The sequence below is a fragment of the Arthrobacter sp. KNU-44 genome (assembly GCF_051843155.1).
GTDB lineage: Bacteria > Actinomycetota > Actinomycetes > Actinomycetales > Micrococcaceae > Arthrobacter.
In genome coordinates this window covers 1,995,000-2,011,386 of sequence record NZ_JBPXNG010000002.1, presented here as the reverse complement: position 1 = coordinate 2,011,386, position 16,387 = coordinate 1,995,000, and the positions used below count along the sequence as shown (strand labels likewise).

The window sequence follows — 16,387 nt, the reverse complement described above, 5'->3', positions numbered from 1 at the left end:
CGGATAAAGGGGGCCGTGCCCGCTTCGCGGTGCCCGCCACGCCGCGGCCCCCTTCATCCGCGTCCGCTGATCGGCCCGAGATGGGTCGCCTTGCGCTCGTCGTAGGGAAACGTGCTGGTCGTTCCGTGGCCGTGCGGCAGTTTCATCAGGGTGCCTTGCGGGTTTTGAGGCCGCATTACTTGGATCAGAGCGGGCAGGTTTGTTATGTCGTGGTCAATCCGGGCGGGGCGTATTTGGGGGCGGATCTCTATGTCGTGGACGTGGAGGTCGAGGCGGGGGCTTCGTTGCTTTTGACGACTCAGTCGGCCACGAAGATCTATCGAACGCCAGGGTCGTTTGCGGAGCAGCGGATGACCATACGGCTGGGGGAGGGGGCGGAACTGGAGTTGGCTCCCGACCAGCTCATCGCCTACCGGGAGGCCAGCTATCGGCAGAATACGCACATCACTGTGCATCCGACGTCGAGCCTCATCATGGCGGAAGTCATCACTCCCGGCTGGTCGCCGGACGGGGCCTCCTTCCGGTACCGGGAACTGCGGCTCCGGAACGAGATCCAGGTGGAGGGCGACGACGGCGCAGCGCTGCTCGCGCTCGACAACCTCCTGATCCGGCCGCCCCTGGGCGATGTAACCGGAATGGGCTTCATGGAGGGGTACAGCCACTTGGGTTCGCTCATTGTGGTGGATTCTCGGGTTGACCAGGCGCTCGCCGATGAACTGCACCGGCTGACGGCGGAGTACGACGCGTACCCGGGCTTGTCGCTGACCCGCACCCTTGCGGGCACAACGGGCCTGGTTCTGCGGTCCCTCTCGAACAGCACCGAGGAACTGAATCGATTGCTTGGTGCCTGCACCAGCCTTTTGCGCGAACGCTGGTACGGCAGGGCGCCGCTGAACCTAAGGAAATACTGATGACCTCACTCGCGGAGTTCGCCTCGATGTACCGCCGGCGCGAGCATCTCCCGATGAGGTCGCGCCTCGCGTTCATGTTCGGTTCCGTCGTCCTCTTGCACCTTGCCGCCGTCGTACTCCTGCTGGTGGGTGGCGCCGGTGGCGGGCAGCCGCTGGCGCTGGGCCTTGTGCTGACGGCCTATGTGGCCGGCATCAAGCACAGCTACGACTGGGACCACATCGCCGCGATCGACAATTCCACTCGTAAATTCGTGGCACAGCGCAAGGACCCCGTGAGCGTCGGTTTCGCCTTCAGCCTGGGCCACAGCTCCGTGGTGATCCTGGCCGGTGTGATGGTGATCGGTGGCGCCAGCCTGGTGGGCCAACTCATGGAGGACGGCACCACTGGGCACCTAGTGCTGGGGCTGATCGGCAGCGGCGTTTCCGGGCTCTTCCTCCTGGCCATGGGGGTCTTCAACGGGTCTGCGTTCCTCCGCACGATGCAGCTGTATCGCGCCGCCCAGGCCGGTGGCGCGATCGCCGTCGAGGACCTCGAAACCAAAGGGCTTATTGCGCGGCTCCTGGCCAAGCCGCTATCCAAGGTCCAGCGTCCGCGGAACATCTATGTGATCGGCTTCTTGTTCGGACTCGGCTTCGACACCGCCACCACCATCGGGCTCCTGGTGCTCACGACGGCGGCGTCGCTCGCGGGCGTGTCTGTTCTGGCCCTCCTGGCGTTGCCGTTGGCCTTCACCGCGGCGATGACACTCTGCGATTCCGTCAACGGCGTGGCCATGATGCGAATGTACAAATCCGCCATCCACGATCCCCAGCGCAAGCTTGGATTCAACGCCATCATCACTGGCATCTCGGCCTTCTCGGCGTTGTTCATATCGGTCATCACGCTGGGCGGTTTCCTCAACGCGGCTTTTGGCCTGACGGATCCCGTCACGACGTGGCTGGGCGAAATAGACCTCGGCGACGCCGGGTTGGTGCTGATTGCCCTATTCGCCGTCGTATGGGTGGTTGCGGCCCTGCGGTTGCGGGTGGCGCGGCGCCGCTAGGCTGGCTGGAGCCACCCCAGGAGTCGATCCAAAGGCCACGTCGTGATGATCCGGTCGGCGGGAACACCATTGGCTTCTGCCCGCTCCGCTCCGTATTGCAGAAAGTCGAGTTGGCCGGGGGCATGGGCGTCGCTGTCGATGCTGAAGAGGCAGCCGGCATCAAGGGCAATCCGAATCAATTCGTCCGGTGGGTCCTGGCGTTCCGGCCTCGAATTGATCTCGACGGCGACGGAGTGTTCCGCGCACGAGGCGAACACCTCTTCGGCGTCGAACTCCGACGGCGGCCTTGTTCCGCGCGATCCCCTGACTAAACGGCCCGTGCAGTGCCCGAGGACGTTCGTGTGCGGGTTTTCGATGGCGGCGAGCATGCGCCGGGTCATAGGCCGTTTGTCGGATCGGAGCTTCGAGTGGACGCTGGCCACCACGACGTCGAGTTGGCTCAGCAGCTCAGCGGACTGGTCCAGCTCGCCGTCTTCAAGAATGTCTACTTCGATACCGGCCAGCAACCGGAACCCGGGCTCCTGCCCGTATCGCTCGTTGATCCCATCCACAACGCTGAGTTGCTCCATCAAGCGCTCGGGGCTGAGTCCGTTCGCGATGGTGAGGTTGGGGGAGTGATCGGTCAAAGCGAGATATTCCCGTCCGAGAATATTCGCAGCGGTGACCATGACCTCGATCGGTGAGCCCCCGTCGGACCAGTTGCTGTGGCTGTGCAGATCGCCCCGCAGCTCGGCGTTTAGCTCGTGTCCACCCTTGACCAAGGGTTCGGCCCCACGACGGCGGAGGTTCTCAAGGTATTCCGGAACAGCTCCGCCCAGGGCCTGGCTGATCACCTCGAAGGTCCGGCTGCCGATTCCCTTGGTTCGCTTGAGGCGGCCGTCCATGAGCCGGGCAACCAGTTCCTCCTGGCTGAGTCCGGCGACGATGCCTGCAGCCCGGCGGAACGCCTGGACCTTGAAGCTGTCCGCGAGTTCCCGTTCCAGCCAGAAGGCGGTTTCGTTGAGCGCATCCACGGCGTCCATAGCTCAATCATGTACCACGCCGTGCCCAGGCGTATGTGAGCGAGGGTTTCCGGTTTGGGGCTTATATGTGAGCGAGCGTTTCCGGTTTTCCGACGCTCGCTCGGATATGTGGGTTCCACGACCGACGCTCGCTCACGTATGTGGGTTCTACGACCGACGCTCGCTCACGTACGTGGGTTCTACGACCGACGCTCGCTCGGATATGTGGGTTCCACGACCGACGCTCGCTCACGTATGTGGGTTCTACGACCGACGCTCGCTCGGATATGTGGGTTCCACGACCGACGCTCGCTCACATCTTGTGAGCGAGCGTTTCCGGTTTGGGGCTCATATGTGGGCGGGGGTTTCGGGTTGGGGGCGTCATGCTGTCGGAATAACTGGGTCGGCCCCCACCGCCCTGCAATAATCGGAACCAGTTGCCTCGCTCGAGTTGCACGCGGGGCGGTATGCACCTTCGGACGAATCACATCGCAGACGAGGCGGACATGACCAACACTCCCATCCAGCAGGACTCCGACACCACGGCGATGCCACCCGCCCCGAACATCGCCATCGACGAGGATCTGCTTCACCGGCTCTCGGACGCTCATGGCGTCGGGACGTCGTTCCACGGCTGGGACGGGTTGCAACACGATGTTTTACCCACCACGCTGATCCAAGTGCTGGACGCACTGGGAGTCGCCGCTCATTCCGACGAGCAGATCGAGGCGGCCCTGGCTGACGCGGAAGTGGCGCCGTGGCGGCGGATGCTGCCGCCCGCCGTCGTCGTCCAAGAGGGAACGAACGCGGCCGTGCACGTCCACGTCCGCGACGGTTTGCCGGCCAGTCTGACGATCTCACTCGAGGACGGAACGGAACTCGCCGCCACCCAGCAGGAGGATTGGGCGCCGCCGCGCGACGTGGATGGAGTGCCCACAGGCCGTGCCACCTTTGAGGTGCCGGCCGGCTTGCCGCTCGGCTGGCATTCGCTCACGGCCGAGTCCGACGGCGTGACGGCCACTGCCGCGCTGGCCGTGGTTCCAGCCAAGTTGCAGACGGCAGCACAGCTGGAGGAACGGCGCGGGTGGGGACTCGCAACGCAGCTGTATTCGGTACGCTCGAAGCGCTCATGGGGTATCGGGGATTTCGCGGACTTGGCCGATTTGGCGGCGTTGGCCGGCGCACGCGGTGCAGACTACGTCCTGGTCAACCCCTTGCATGCCGCAGATCCGGTGCCTCCGGTTCAAGCGTCGCCGTATTCTCCGTCCACCAGGCGATTCTTCAACCCCCTCTATATCCGGGTCGAATCCATTCCCGAATTGGCATATGTGAAGCCGCGGAAGCGCGCCACGGTGGACCGGCTGTTGGATCACGTCCATGCCCTCAACAAGGACGCGGAACGGCTGGACCGGGACCAAATCTTCGCCGCCAAACTCGCTGCCCTGGAACTCCTTCACACAGTCAAGCTTTCTCCGGCCCGGCAACGTGCCTTCGAGGAATTCTGCCGCGAGTCCGGCCCGGGCCTGGACGATTTCGCCCTTTGGTGCGCCATCCGCGAGGACCGGTCGCCGGACGACCCCTTCTGGCAGGACCCCGCGGCCACCCTCGGTTCGCCCAAGGTTGAGTCGATGCGCCAGGCATTGGCCGACCGGATCGGTTTCCACCGTTGGCTTCAGTGGATCTGCGATGAGCAGCTCGAGTCGGCCCAGGTCGCGGCAAGGCGATCCGGCATGCGGCTGGGAGTAGTGCACGATCTCGCGGTCGGCGCGGATTTGAGCAGTGCCGACGCCTGGACCCTGCGCAGCAGCTTCGCGCCGGGTGTCAGCGTGGGCGCACCACCGGACATGTATAACCAGCTCGGCCAGAACTGGAATCAGCCACCGTGGCACCCGGTCCGTTTGGCAGAGGCGGGCTACGCGCCGTTGCGCGCGATGCTCTCCACAGTCCTTCGCCATGCCGGCGGAATCCGCGTGGACCACATCCTGGGGCTGTTCCGCTTGTGGTGGGTGCCCGCCGGGAATTCCGCCCGCGACGGCGCCTACGTCCGGTACGACCACGAGGCCCTCATCGGCATCCTCGCCTTGGAAGCGCACCGCGCGGGCGCGGTGGTCATCGGCGAAGACCTGGGCGTCTTCGAGCCTTGGGTGCGGGACTACCTTGCGGCCCGCGGCATCCTTGGCACGTCGATCCTCTGGTTCGAGTACGACGGCGACTCGCCCCTCCCGCCCGAACGATACCGAGTGCAGGCCCTCGCTAGCGTCAACACCCACGACCTCCCGCCGACTGCCGGGTACCTTGCCGGCGATCACGTGGAACTCCGGAGCCAACTGGGCTTGCTCGAACGAAGCGTGGCCGAGGAACGGGCCGAGCACGAGGCCAGCTTGGACAAGATGATGGGGTTGCTCCGGGAACGGGGCCTCCTGCCGGTCAACGGAAAAGCGCTTGGCGAGGAGCAAGTCATTGAGGCGCTCCATCGCTTGCTGGCCCTTGCTCCGTCGGTCCTGCTCGGTGTTGCCCTAGTGGATGCCGTGGGGGAGCGGAGGGTGCAGAACCAGCCCGGAACGACGTCGGAGGTCTACCCCAACTGGCAAGTACCACTAGCCGACGAACGAGGACGGGCGGTCCTCATTGATGACCTCGACGCGAACCCGCGGTTCAACTCCCTGCTGGCGGCAGTTGACGAGGCCGTACGGGGTTAGGCGCCGCATCGAGACGTGAGATCTCACCTCTTTGGGGTCGCGAAAGGGGCGAGATCTCACGCCTCGATCAACGGCTCAGGGAGCTACGACCAAAGCGGTGGGGGAACCCGCGTTCAGCTGGTCGAGGACTTCGCCCGGGATGCCGGTGGAAGGGTCCAATGCGAACGTGGTGACTTGGTTGGAACGCTCGTGCGCGACGTGGAGCCAGCCGTCGCGGACCAGGTGGTGGCGGGGCCAGTCTCCTTCGCTGGGCACGTCAGCGACGGGTCGGAGCCGGGTTCCGCTGCCTTCGACGGCCAGTACCGAGATCCGGTTGGAGCCGCGGATGCCCGTGTAGACGAAGCGATTGTCCGGGGACAGCGCGATTTCGGCGGCTGCGTCGCCGTCGGCGGCCCCACCTGCAGTCGCGGGACCGCGACGGTGGAGCACAAAGCGGCCGTCGGCGCCGGGCAGGAGCACCACCACTTCGATCGAATATTCGGTCACCACGAATACGGCGCCGGCGGAGGGGTGCTGGACCAGGTGCCGCGGACCGCTGCCCATCGGGAGTGCGACTTGGTGGTCAGGAAGCAGGCCGGTGTCGGGGAAATAGTTCCACACCCGTACAAGGTCGAAGCCGAGGTCGGTGGTCATGATCCGGCCGTCCTCGAGCATGAGGCTTGCGTGGGCGCGGCTCACCCGGGCGCCGCCGGTGGCGATGTCGATCGCGCCGTCGACGCCGGCGTGCGGATCCTTCGCCGGCGGCGCCACAAAGCGCGATGTGATGCCGCCGTCGTCGTCGAGCCCGTAGAGCAGCACGTTGCCGTCGCCCCAACAGTTGACCACGATGAAACGGGCGGAGGGGTCGACGGCGACGTGGCAGGCCGCAGCTCCAGCAGGCCAAGCCTCGCCCAGGGGTTCAAGGCCGAACAGCCCGGCCCGTCGGTATGCCCGGACCGTCTGGGCGGCCTCGGCTACCGCGTAGACCACCGGCAGCGTGGGGTGCACGGCAAGGAACGACGGCGAGGGCGCTTCGACGGCCGTGCCCAGCCAACTGAGGCTGCCATCTTCACGCGCGGAAACTGCCCCAATGCCCGTTCCGTTCCCGTCGCTGTCCGTGGTGTAAGCGCCTGTCCAGATGAGCGTTCCGTCGATGTTCTCTGCCATGCCGTCCTTAGTGTTGGTGATGGAGTGCGGCCTCAGTGGCCCTGTACATCCGAGTCGACGCCGGCGTCGGCACCCGCGTCCAAAGTGGCTATCGCGGACAGATCGTCGTGGTCCAAAGCGAAGTCGAAGACGTCCAGGTTTTCCTTCATGCGCAGCGGATTTGCGGACTTCGGGATAGCAACGAGCCCCTCCTGGACGTGCCAGCGCAGCACAATCTGACCCGGAGTCTTTCCGTGTTTCTTCCCGATCGCGGCCAACACCGGGGCATTCAGGAGATCGCGGCCGGCCCCCAACGGACTATACGATTCCGTGGCGATGCCATGGCTTCCGTTGAAGGCACGCTCATCGATCCGAGTGATTGACGGCGAGATCTGGATTTGGTTGACGGCCGGCACCACCGAGGTTTCCTCCAGAAGCCGTTCAAGGTGCGATGGCTTGAAGTTGGACACGCCGATTGAGCGCACCTTCCCCTCAGCTTGGAGTCGCTCGAAAGTCTCCCAAGTGGACACGAATTCATTCCGTTGGGGGAGCGGCCAATGGATCAACAAGAGGTCCACGTAGTCCAGCCCGAGTCGTTTGAGGGAGCCCTCGAGCCCGTCGACGGCGCGATCGCGGCCTTGGTGCGTGCCGTCCAGTTTGGTGGTGATGAACAGTTCCTCGCGCGGGATCCCGCAGTCCCGCACGCCTTGCCCGACGCCGGCCTCGTTACCGTAGCGGTAGGCCGTGTCGACGTGCCGGTAGCCGAGCCCGACGGCGGACACTACCGCCGCGGCGACCTGGGCGTCGTCGAGCGGCCAGGTTCCGAGGCCGATCTGCGGAATGGCATTACCGTCATTGAGCCTGACGGTCGGAGCAAGTGCCATGGTCCTGTCCTTTCGGTTGCTAGATCGGCCTCCGTGCCCATTGGACCAGTTGATCGCTGAGTTTCATGAAGTCCTGATCCACGTGCTTGATGCCCGGATGTTCATCATGCCACCGGACGATCTCCCGTGCGCCTGCCGCGAACGGAATTTCTGCCCGATACCAAGGCACCAGAGTCTTGATTTTGGTGTTGTCGAAGACCACGGAGTGGGATCTGTCCCCGAGAAGCCCGGGACCAAGCTCCGGAGAGTGCGCGGCAATGGTTTCCGAGGCGACGTGCACCAGTTCGGGTTCCGGGGCCCCTGCGGCCGTCGCGAAGAGCCGGTAGACCTGGTCCCACGGGAGCGCTTCGTCCGAGGTGATGGTGTAGCTTTCACCAACGGCCTGCGGCCGGCCGAGGAGGCCGACGAAGGCCACCGCAAAGTCATCCGTATGGGTGAGCGTCCACAGCGAGGTACCGTCGCCGTGGACTACCACAGGCAGGCCTTCCCGCATCCGATGGATGTCCGTCCAACCGCCCAGAAGGGCGATCCGCGTGCGGTCATAGGTGTGCGAAGGCCGGACGATGGTCACGGGGAATCCCTGGTCGCGATAGGCCCTGACGAGAAGGTCTTCGCACGCGATCTTGTCCTGCGAGTACTTCCAGAAGGGGTTCCTTAGCGGGGTCGACTCGAGGATGGGCAAATGTGCGGGCGGCTTCTGGTAGGCCGAAGCCGAGCTGATGAACACGTACTGACCGGTCCGGCCGCGGAACAACTCCACGGCGGCAGAAACGTGCTCCGGCGTGAAAGAGATGAAGTCCGCGACGGCGTCGAACTCGCGGCCGTTCAGCACCTCCGCCACCTCGGCGGGGTTGCGGATATCTGCCTGGAGCAGTTCCGTGCCCGGAGGGACCGGCCTTTCTGAGCTCAGTCCGCGGTTGAGCATGGTGAGCCGGTGGCCCAGCGCGACGGCGCGCTCCGCCGCCGCCGCGCTGATGGTCCCGGTTCCGCCGATGAACAGCAGGTGCAACGGTGCCGACGTCACCACGCGTAGTCCTCCGGCGCGGTCCGGTGGCCCGGGAAGATGTCGTCGAGCCGCTTGAGGGCATCGGCGTCGAGGGTGACGTCCAAAGCCCTGATGGCAGCGTCCAACTGCTCCTGCGTGCGCGGACCCACGATCGGTGCGGTCACGGCCGGCTGGTGCAGCAACCAGGCCAGGCCGACGTCGCCGGGCTCGTAGCCAAGGTCGTCGGCGAGGTCCTCGTACTGGCGGATCTGGTCCTCGTGCTTCTTCAGGGTCTCGGCCGCGCGGCCCTCAAGGCGACGGACGCCGTCGCGCTCCTTCTTGAGCACCCCGCCCAGAAGCCCGCCGTGAAGCGGCGACCACGGGATGAGCCCGAGGCCGTACTGCTGGGCCGCCGGGATGACTTCCAATTCGACGTTGCGGGTGAGCAGGTTGTAGATGGACTGCTCGCTCACGAGGCCGTTGTAGCTGCGCCGCGCCGCCGCCTCCTGGGCCTGGGCGATGTGCCAGCCGGCGAAGTTGCTGCTTCCGGAATACAGGATCTTGCCCTGCTGGACCGCTACCTCGATGGCCTGCCAGATCTCGTCCCACGGCGTGTTCCGGTCCACGTGGTGGAACTGGTACACGTCGATGTAGTCGGTCTGCAGGCGCTTGAGGCTGGCGTCCAAGGCGCGCCGGATGTTGAGGGCGGAGAGCTTGGACTCGTTGGGACGGTCCGTCATGGTCCCGTAGAGCTTGGTGGCCAGGACGACGCGCTCGCGGCGCTCGCCGCCCTTCGCGAACCAGCGGCCCAGGATCTCCTCGGTCCATCCACGGTGCTGTGTGCCGCCGTAGACGTTGGCGGTATCGAAAAAGTTGATGCCGGCGTCCAGCGCGGAATCCATGATGGAATGCGCTGCGGATTCCTCCGTCTGCGGGCCGAAGTTCATGGTTCCGAGGCACAAGCGGGAGACGCTGAGGCCTGAGCGGCCCAGGTGGGTGTACTGCATGGTTTCGGTTTCCTTACGCTGTGGTGGTTTCTACATCTGGCTGAAGGACGCGACGGCGGGGTCGGCGCCGAGGCGGGCACCGGCGTCGAGCGCGCTGATGGCTGCCAGTTCGTCCTGGGTGAGCTGCAACGACGCCGCCGCGAGGTTCTGGCGAATCCGCTCCGGATGGACGGACTTAGGGATGACGATGTTGCCGGTTCCGAGGTGCCAGGCCAGCACGATCTGCGCCGGGGTGGCATCGTGCGTTTCGGCAAGTTCGGTGACCGTTGGCGACCCCAGGTCCGCGCCCTGCCCCAGCGGGCTGTAGGCCTCGACGGCGATCCCGTGCGAGCGGCTCTTCGCCGCCAGTTCCCGCTGTTGGAAGGTCGGGTGCAGTTCGATCTGGTTGACGGCGGGAACGACGTCGGCGAACTCCAGGAGCGTGTCGAGGTGTTCGGGCAAGAAATTGGAGACACCGATCGCCCGGGCGCCGCCGTCGGCGTGGATCTTTTCCAGGGCCTTCCACGCATCCACGAACAGGCCCTGGGACGGCACGGGCCAGTGGATCAGGTAGAGATCGATGACGTCGAGGCCGAGTTCGCGCCGGCTGTGGTTGAATGCCGCCGCGGCCCGGCCCTGTTCGCCGTTGCGGAGTTTGGTGGTGATGAAGAGTTCCTCCCGGGCGATGCCGGAAGCCTTGATTGCGGCGCCGACGCCGGACTCGTTCCGGTACGCCGCGGCGGTGTCGATGTGCCGGTACCCGGCTTCAAGTGCGTCCTCGACGGCCTTCTGGGTCTCGGCAGGCGGGACCTGGAAGACGCCGAAGCCGAGCTGGGGGATGGTGACCGAGTTGTTCAGGACGAGCCCGGGAACGGTTGAATTCTGAGCGTTGGACATGTCCGGCCCTTTCGTCGCTGGTGGGTGGATTGCCTGACTGGCTTTTTCGAGCCTATGCACTTTCGGCACAACAAGCAGTAGTTTTGACGCCCCCTGTTTTTCCTAGGACTCGCAGTCCTACCTTGGCCGTAGAAACAAGCCCCCAGGAAAGGAAGAATGGGGACATGGGTCAAAGCGCCGAGTTCGGAAAATTCCTCAAAGCCATGCGTGCCCGGATGTCGCCGGAGGATGCAGGTTTGCCGGAGGCATCGGGCGCGCGCCGGGTTCCGGGGCTGCGCAGGGAAGAGATTGCACGCTTGGCCGATGTCAGCACGGACTACTACACCCGCCTCGAACAGGGCCGCCATATCCATCCTTCACGGGCAGTCCTTGAATCGGTGTCGAGGGCGCTTCGCCTGGACTCAAGCGAGCACACCCACATGATGGACCTGCTTGAGCACTGCGCGTCGAGCGCCAAGGCGCCGACTCCGGCGCCACGGGTGCGGCCGGCCTTGCGTCAACTTCTGGACGCTGTTGGCGACGTTCCGGCCCTCCTGCTTGGCCGGCGCAGCGACGTGCTGGGCGCCAACCGGATGGCGGTCCTGCTGTTCGCCGACTTCCCGGCCATGCCTCCCGCCGAGCGAAACCTCACGCGCTGGCTGATCCTGGACCCCCAGGCACGCGAACTGTTCCGGGACTGGAAGACGGTTGCCGCGGAAGCCGCCGGCTCCCTGCGTGCGGATACCGGGCGGCACCCCGACGATCCCCAAGCCAACCAGCTCGTGGGCGAACTCGCTGTGAACAGCGAACATTTCCGCCAGTGGTGGGCAGGGCATCGCGTGGCGGCACGTTCAGCCGGCACGGTCCGACTGCACCACCCCACCGTGGGGGACGTGGAACTGAACTTCGAGAATCTTGCCCTGCCGGAGGACCCGGACCAGGTCTTGAGGGTCTACTCCGCGAAGGCGGGTTCGCCGTCGGACGATGCCCTGAAGTTGCTCGGCAGCTTTGGTGCGGGAACGGCGTTTGGTGCGGGAACGGCGTTTGGTGCGGGAACGGCGACGACGAGCCCGGAGTTGTCCGAGCGTCATGCAATGGACGAGAGCTGAACCAGTTTCAGCCAAAAGTGCCCCACGTCACTGTGCTGCTGCATAGTGAATCGGCATGAGTTTGTCTATGTGCCCATTGGGCGGCTTTTGAATCGCGTTTACGCTGAATCCAGACCTTTTCGCATATCAAGGATGGAATTCAACGATGAAACGCATCGCGCTGCTGAGGGAACGGGCATCCACCGCCGGGTCCGCGGGATCCACAGGCTCGCACTGCCCGGCATCCGGTCAGTGGAGCCCTGAAGGCGAACCCCACGTGGTGCACACGTTCTTCGAAGGCCACGTCTTCCCGACCCACAACGGGGCGGCAACGGTCTGGCACCGCCAGTACCTGGCCGCAGAGTCCCGATGAGTCCCGAAACATTGGGCGCCTGGGGCCCACGCCACTTCACGACGTCGGCGCAACGGCCCGCTGGAGCGGCACTTCGTCTGCCGCCGTCGAAATGGTCGGAACTCAGCCGCGGCGAAACCGTCTGGATCCACGAGGACAAATGGGGCTTCGACGCCGGCCTTGTGGACGAAGTTTCCTCCGACCACGAATTCCTGTGGATCGATTTTGCCGGCCGTGGCCGGCGACTCCTCTGTGGCGGTGACCCCGTCCAAGTCTGGACCCGCGGGTGAGTCCAGCCTCGCAACTGATGGCCGCCAGCCTTTCCACAGAAAGGCTGGCGGCCATCGTCGTTTTGGGGTTTGGGGGCTTCTTAACGCTCCAGGCGGAATCCGAGCTTGATGGTTACCTGCCAGTCGGCAACGGCGCCCTCGCTAAGGTGGCCGCGGATTTCCTTGACCTCGAACCAGTCGAGGTTCCGGAGGGTCTGGCTAGCAGCCGCAATCCCGTTCTTGATGGCGGCGTCGACGCCCTCGGACGAGGTTCCAACAATTTCGGAAACGCTATATGTGTGGTCAGCCATTCTTGCTCCTCATGATCGTCCTTGATGCCTGAACTGCGGGCCTGGCAGGCCGTGAAAGCAGACTAGCCGACCCAGGGCCGGCGGACTAGGGGTCTGGTCCCCGCCGACGCTCGCTCACCTATGAGGCCTTTCGGGCCAACGCTCGCTCACCTATGAGGCAAAGTGCGGCCGTATGGTTTTGTGAGACAGCTTGATGGGAGCCTCAGTTTCAGATGACCACCCGCAGAAAGACATACGACGCCGCGTTCCGGGAGGAATCGGTTCGACTGGTTTTGTCTTCGGACCGGCCGGTGAAGCAGATCGCGCAGGAGATCGGGGTGAAGGAAAGCACGCTGGGAAACTGGGTACACAAGTCCCGGGACAAGCAACCGGACACCCCTGCCCAGCCCGAGGACCGGGGGCCGGTGGCGTGGGATGAACACCAGAAAGCGCTGGCCGAAAACGCCAGGTTGAAGGCCGAGGTCGAGTTCCTGGGAAAAGTCAGCGCCTTCTTTGCCGCGAAGCAAAAGTAGAGGATTTCTACGAGTTCATCGAAGCGGAGAAGGCCAACCATCCCGTGGTGTGGCTATGCCGGAAATTGAACGTCTCCCGGGCCTCCTATTACCGGTGGCGCAAACCTGCCGGCCCTTCACCGCGCACCGTGCGGCACGGGGAGCTGGTCACCGCGGTCACCAAGCTCTACACGAAGGAGTCCGGGCGTGCCGGGCGGGACCAGCTGACCCGGCTCCTGAACGCGGCCGGGACCAAGGTCTCCGCCCCGACCGTGGGGGCCATCATGCGCGAGCACGGCCTGCGGGCCATCCGCACCCAGGCCTGGAAAAAGACCACGCTCCAGGACCCGCAGGCCAAGACCGCCCACATCCAGAACCACATGCTCGATGACCAGGGCAGGCGCGACTTCACCTCCGCGGTGCCCGGGACCCGGCTGGTCGGGGACATCACCTACCTGCGCACCGGCGAGGGCTGGCTCTACCTGGCCACGGTCATCGACCTGTTCTCCGGGATGGTCATCGGCTGGGCCATGGCCGAACACATGCGCGCCAGCCTGTGCACCGCGGCCCTGCGGATGGCCCGGAACCACGGCCACCTCATCGGCGGCCCAGTCGTCTTCCACTCCGACCGGGGCACCCAGTACACCTCGGAGGAATTCCAACGATGGTGCGCCCAGAACGAGGTCACCCAGTCCATGGGCAAGGTGGGGGTGTGCTGGGACAACGCGGTCGCCGAGAACTTCTTCTCACACCTCAAGACCGAGTTCTACCACCACCACCGCTTCGGTTCCAGGCTCACCGCACGGACCGCCGTGATGGACTACATCGAGGGCTGGTACAACCGCCGCCGACCCAACCGACGGGCCGGCGGCATCCCGCCAGCCACCGCCCACGCAAACCACCACACCAGCGTCCAGGAACCCCTGGCCGCCTAACCAAAACAAACAACGAAAATGTCTCAAAAACTTGACGACCGCAAAGTGGCGGAACGCCACTGCAGATGATGTGAGGGAGGGTTTGGGAATTGGCCCGGATATGTGAGCGAGCGTCCGTGAAGTGGCCCATATGTGAGCGAGGCCCTCATCGTCAAGCTGGTTGTGAGTCATTCATTACCTTTTGATTGAAGGAGCCGGCGATGGCCGTTGATAACAAGGGTTTTACGCGTGAAGAGATCCGTGAGTTCATGCATGAGTACTATTTGCAGCCGCACGGGTCGAGGAAGGAATGGATGGCCTCGACGTCCGTTTCGGAATGGACGTTCCGCCGGTGGCGCAAGATGATGGTCCAGGGCGATATCGACCGTGGCCTGATTCCGCGGGAGCATGGAGGCATGGTCCCGACGAATCGTGAACTCTCCGCGTTCGAAAAAGCACGCGCGAAGGAAATGGCTGCCCACCGTGCCGAAGTCGAAAAACTCCAGAAGCGGGTGCAGGAGCTGGAGGACACGAATTCCGCGCTGGGAAAAGCTATCGGGCTCTTGCACGAGTTGAGCGTGCCAGAGCCCGATACAACCCCGACGAGCGCTCACAACGATTCATAGCGGCCGAGAACACTCTGGTCCTGGAACTGCATGTGATCATCGGCTCCCAGCGGACAGCGCTCAAGCTGGCGGGCCTCTCGCGCGGGACCTGGCATTACCGGTCCAATCCCCGTCCGGCGGTGCAGCACCCGATCCACCAGAGCGACCGGGCCTACGAATCCCGGATCAGCTCCGCGCATCAGGACCGGATCCTGGGGCTCATCCTGGCCAGCTGGGAGAAGGGCAACTCCGTTGACCATGCCTTCGCCACAGCCTGGGACAACGGCGAGCTGCTCGCCTCCAACCGCTCGTGGTGGCGGATCGCGGCAGACTACGAGGACCAGCAGGCCCGCCCAACCATCCCGCGCAAGCGTTGGGGCACGCGTGGTTCCTCTGAAAAGCCGGTGGTCAAGGCCACCGGACCCTGCCAGGTCTGGTCCTGGGACATCACCGACATCTATGCCAAGTGGCAGGGCAAGGTTTTCAAGGTGTACTCCATCATGGACATCTTCTCCCGGGAAATCGTCGGCTGGCGGGTGGAGGAACGCGAGTCCGACCACCTCGCCGCGCAGATGTTCAAGACAGCCATCGCCCGGCACGGCGCCCCGCGCATCGTGCATGCCGATTCAGGCCCGGCCATGAGATCAACCCTGCTCCGTGACACCCTCACCGCCCACGGCGTGGAACTCAGCCATAACCGCCCGTACGTCTCCAACGACAATCCCTTCTCGGAGTCAGGCTTTCGCACGATGAAATACCGGCCCGGCTACCCCCGGATCTTTAACGATCTCGAGGCCGCCAGGGAGTACCTCACCTGCTACGTGCACTGGTACAGCACCGATCACAAACACTCCGGCATCGCACTGTTCTCACCATCACAGGTCCACGACGGGTCGTGGAAAGAACTCTGGACCAAGCGAGACAAAGTCCACCAGGACTACTACGAACGACACCCGGGAAGATTCCGCCGCCGACCCACCACACCGGCCCCCGCCACATACGCCGGGATCAACCTCCCCCAGACCAAAACACCCCAAAAACTAGCCCAGTGACTCCACACAGCTTGACAACTTTCGAGGGTTTGGGAATTGGCCCGGATATGTGAGCGGGCGTCCGTGGGAGGGGGCCGGGGGCTAGGCCTCTAGGACGTACGTCCTGAGATCGTCGAGCGTCTGCTGCATGTGTGCGTCCATGGCCTCGCGGGCACGGGGGGAGTCGCCGGCTTCGAGGGCTTTCAGGATGGCCCGGTGATGTCCGATCGCGTGCCTCTGGATATCGGGGATTTTCGAGGTCTGGGTGCGTCGGGCTTCCAGGACGCGGTGCAGGGGTTCGAAAAGCACGGCCACGAAGACGTTGCCGGAGGCATGCAGGATGACATCGTGGAAGCCCAGGTCCGCCTCGACGAATGCGCTCACATCATTGGAATCGTGGGCCTTCTGCATCGCGGACACATGAACCTGCAGCTGGTCGATTTCCTCGGGGGAGATCCGTGAAGCGGCGAGTTCGCAGGCGCCGGTCTCGAGCATGCGGCGCAGCTCAATGAGCTGGACGGACGCTGCTGCGTCGTTCTTTCCCTCGGAAGCCGCACGCAACACAGCTTCCAGGGATGCCCAGCGGTTCAGAGGGTTGACGAACGTTCCCCGGCCGCGCTCCACGCTGAGGATTCGCTGGGCCTCGAGGGTCTTCATGGCCTCGCGGACGGTCATGCGGCTGACTTCGTGCTTTGCGCTCAATTCGAGTTCGCCGGGAACCACCGTGCCCGGCGGAAATTCGCCCGCGACGATGCGGTCCAGCAGCTCGTCAGCGACCACGCCGACCAGCGACTTGCGTGCCATGGTGCTCCGTTC

The 16,387-nt window shown here is 64.6% G+C and carries 17 protein-coding genes; 9 read left to right on the top strand and 8 right to left on the bottom strand.

Annotated features, from left to right (window positions below; translation table 11 throughout):
* Positions 1 to 80: 80 nt before the first annotated feature.
* Both ACSVHC_RS10310 and ACSVHC_RS10305 read left to right on the top strand, forming a co-directional pair.
* Positions 81 to 911 (top strand): urease accessory protein UreD, encoded by an 831-nt coding sequence (locus tag ACSVHC_RS10310; RefSeq protein WP_437773938.1) that lies wholly within the window; start codon positions 81 to 83, stop codon positions 909 to 911.
* Positions 911 to 1,954 (top strand): HoxN/HupN/NixA family nickel/cobalt transporter, encoded by a 1,044-nt coding sequence (locus tag ACSVHC_RS10305; RefSeq protein ID WP_437772065.1) that lies wholly within the window; start codon positions 911 to 913, stop codon positions 1,952 to 1,954. Before ACSVHC_RS10310 ends, ACSVHC_RS10305 begins: the two co-directional genes overlap by 1 nt.
* On the opposite strand, the gene ACSVHC_RS10300 is transcribed toward ACSVHC_RS10305, so the two are convergent.
* Positions 1,951 to 2,976, bottom strand: coding sequence for a PHP domain-containing protein (locus ACSVHC_RS10300; protein WP_437772066.1), 1,026 nt, complete (start codon positions 2,974 to 2,976; stop codon positions 1,951 to 1,953). The genes ACSVHC_RS10305 and ACSVHC_RS10300 overlap by 4 nt on opposite strands.
* Positions 2,977 to 3,461: 485 nt before the next feature.
* Here ACSVHC_RS10300 and malQ point away from each other — a divergent pair, with 485 nt between their 5' ends.
* A complete protein-coding gene (malQ, locus tag ACSVHC_RS10295; protein ID WP_437772067.1) occupies positions 3,462 to 5,654 on the top strand; it encodes a 4-alpha-glucanotransferase in 2,193 nt (730 codons plus the stop codon).
* A 75-nt stretch (positions 5,655 to 5,729) separates the two neighbouring features.
* On the opposite strand, the gene ACSVHC_RS10290 is transcribed toward malQ, so the two are convergent.
* The 5 genes from ACSVHC_RS10290 to ACSVHC_RS10270 are packed head-to-tail and all read right to left on the bottom strand — an operon-like array spanning position 5,730 to position 10,531.
* Complete coding sequence (locus ACSVHC_RS10290) at positions 5,730 to 6,800, bottom strand: lactonase family protein (RefSeq protein ID WP_437772068.1); 1,071 nt, start codon at positions 6,798 to 6,800, stop codon at positions 5,730 to 5,732.
* A 32-nt stretch (positions 6,801 to 6,832) separates the two neighbouring features.
* Positions 6,833 to 7,663 carry an aldo/keto reductase gene (locus tag ACSVHC_RS10285; RefSeq protein ID WP_437772069.1) on the bottom strand — a complete coding sequence of 277 codons (831 nt, stop codon included), beginning with the start codon at positions 7,661 to 7,663 and terminating at the stop codon, positions 6,833 to 6,835.
* 19 nt (positions 7,664 to 7,682) lie between these two features.
* A complete protein-coding gene (locus ACSVHC_RS10280; RefSeq protein ID WP_439180921.1) occupies positions 7,683 to 8,690 on the bottom strand; it encodes an NAD-dependent epimerase/dehydratase family protein in 1,008 nt (335 codons plus the stop codon).
* Complete coding sequence (locus tag ACSVHC_RS10275) at positions 8,684 to 9,655, bottom strand: aldo/keto reductase (RefSeq protein WP_437772070.1); 972 nt, start codon at positions 9,653 to 9,655, stop codon at positions 8,684 to 8,686. Before ACSVHC_RS10275 ends, ACSVHC_RS10280 begins: the two co-directional genes overlap by 7 nt.
* A gap of 30 nt (positions 9,656 to 9,685) precedes the next feature.
* Entirely contained in the window at positions 9,686 to 10,531 is an 846-nt protein-coding gene (locus tag ACSVHC_RS10270) for an aldo/keto reductase (protein WP_437772071.1), read from the bottom strand.
* Between the two features lie 164 nt (positions 10,532 to 10,695).
* Between ACSVHC_RS10270 and ACSVHC_RS10265 the strand changes: the two genes are divergently transcribed.
* The 3 genes from ACSVHC_RS10265 (at position 10,696) to ACSVHC_RS10255 (ending at position 12,240) form a co-directional block, all read left to right on the top strand.
* Complete coding sequence (locus ACSVHC_RS10265) at positions 10,696 to 11,619, top strand: helix-turn-helix transcriptional regulator (protein WP_437772072.1); 924 nt, start codon at positions 10,696 to 10,698, stop codon at positions 11,617 to 11,619.
* A 145-nt stretch (positions 11,620 to 11,764) separates the two neighbouring features.
* Positions 11,765 to 11,971 carry a hypothetical protein gene (locus ACSVHC_RS10260; protein ID WP_437772073.1) on the top strand — a complete coding sequence of 69 codons (207 nt, stop codon included), beginning with the start codon at positions 11,765 to 11,767 and terminating at the stop codon, positions 11,969 to 11,971.
* Positions 11,968 to 12,240, top strand: a complete 273-nt coding sequence (locus ACSVHC_RS10255; protein WP_437772074.1) for a hypothetical protein — start codon at positions 11,968 to 11,970, stop codon at positions 12,238 to 12,240. The genes ACSVHC_RS10260 and ACSVHC_RS10255 overlap by 4 nt, the downstream gene beginning before the upstream one ends.
* Positions 12,241 to 12,320: 80 nt before the next feature.
* On the opposite strand, the gene ACSVHC_RS10250 is transcribed toward ACSVHC_RS10255, so the two are convergent.
* A complete protein-coding gene (locus ACSVHC_RS10250; protein WP_184740694.1) occupies positions 12,321 to 12,530 on the bottom strand; it encodes a dodecin in 210 nt (69 codons plus the stop codon).
* Positions 12,531 to 12,742: 212 nt separating this feature from the next.
* On the opposite strand from ACSVHC_RS10250, the gene ACSVHC_RS10245 reads away from it, so the two are divergent.
* The 3 genes from ACSVHC_RS10245 (at position 12,743) to ACSVHC_RS10235 (ending at position 15,592) form a co-directional block, all read left to right on the top strand.
* Positions 12,743 to 13,956 (top strand): IS3 family transposase gene (locus tag ACSVHC_RS10245; RefSeq protein ID WP_437771182.1). Its coding sequence is split into 2 segments (ribosomal slippage): positions 12,743 to 13,004 and positions 13,004 to 13,956, totalling 1,215 coding nucleotides; the frame shifts between segments, so codons are not numbered across the junction.
* Between the two features lie 200 nt (positions 13,957 to 14,156).
* Positions 14,157 to 14,561 (top strand): hypothetical protein, encoded by a 405-nt coding sequence (locus ACSVHC_RS10240; protein ID WP_437771023.1) that lies wholly within the window; start codon positions 14,157 to 14,159, stop codon positions 14,559 to 14,561.
* Between the two features lie 32 nt (positions 14,562 to 14,593).
* Positions 14,594 to 15,592: a transposase gene (locus ACSVHC_RS10235; protein WP_437771022.1), complete on the top strand. Its 999-nt coding sequence runs from the start codon at positions 14,594 to 14,596 to the stop codon at positions 15,590 to 15,592.
* An 81-nt stretch (positions 15,593 to 15,673) separates the two neighbouring features.
* Here ACSVHC_RS10235 and ACSVHC_RS10230 read toward each other — a convergent pair whose 3' ends face one another.
* Positions 15,674 to 16,375 carry a FadR/GntR family transcriptional regulator gene (locus tag ACSVHC_RS10230; protein ID WP_437772075.1) on the bottom strand — a complete coding sequence of 234 codons (702 nt, stop codon included), beginning with the start codon at positions 16,373 to 16,375 and terminating at the stop codon, positions 15,674 to 15,676.
* Positions 16,376 to 16,387: the final 12 nt, after the last annotated feature.

Bases quoted from the DNA above. Each gene is read 5' to 3' on its own strand.
- ACSVHC_RS10310 (WP_437773938.1), top strand. From the start codon at position 81: ATGGGTCGCCTTGCGCTCGTCGTAGGGAAACGTGCTGGTCGTTCCGTG.
- ACSVHC_RS10305 (WP_437772065.1), top strand. From the start codon at position 911: ATGACCTCACTCGCGGAGTTCGCCTCGATGTACCGCCGGCGCGAGCAT.
- ACSVHC_RS10300 (WP_437772066.1), bottom strand. From the start codon at position 2,976: ATGGACGCCGTGGATGCGCTCAACGAAACCGCCTTCTGGCTGGAACGG.
- malQ (WP_437772067.1), top strand. From the start codon at position 3,462: ATGACCAACACTCCCATCCAGCAGGACTCCGACACCACGGCGATGCCA.
- ACSVHC_RS10290 (WP_437772068.1), bottom strand. From the start codon at position 6,800: ATGGCAGAGAACATCGACGGAACGCTCATCTGGACAGGCGCTTACACC.
- ACSVHC_RS10285 (WP_437772069.1), bottom strand. From the start codon at position 7,663: ATGGCACTTGCTCCGACCGTCAGGCTCAATGACGGTAATGCCATTCCG.
- ACSVHC_RS10275 (WP_437772070.1), bottom strand. From the start codon at position 9,655: ATGCAGTACACCCACCTGGGCCGCTCAGGCCTCAGCGTCTCCCGCTTG.
- ACSVHC_RS10270 (WP_437772071.1), bottom strand. From the start codon at position 10,531: ATGTCCAACGCTCAGAATTCAACCGTTCCCGGGCTCGTCCTGAACAAC.
- ACSVHC_RS10265 (WP_437772072.1), top strand. From the start codon at position 10,696: ATGGGTCAAAGCGCCGAGTTCGGAAAATTCCTCAAAGCCATGCGTGCC.
- ACSVHC_RS10260 (WP_437772073.1), top strand. From the start codon at position 11,765: ATGAAACGCATCGCGCTGCTGAGGGAACGGGCATCCACCGCCGGGTCC.
- ACSVHC_RS10255 (WP_437772074.1), top strand. From the start codon at position 11,968: ATGAGTCCCGAAACATTGGGCGCCTGGGGCCCACGCCACTTCACGACG.
- ACSVHC_RS10250 (WP_184740694.1), bottom strand. From the start codon at position 12,530: ATGGCTGACCACACATATAGCGTTTCCGAAATTGTTGGAACCTCGTCC.
- ACSVHC_RS10240 (WP_437771023.1), top strand. From the start codon at position 14,157: ATGGCCGTTGATAACAAGGGTTTTACGCGTGAAGAGATCCGTGAGTTC.
- ACSVHC_RS10230 (WP_437772075.1), bottom strand. From the start codon at position 16,375: ATGGCACGCAAGTCGCTGGTCGGCGTGGTCGCTGACGAGCTGCTGGAC.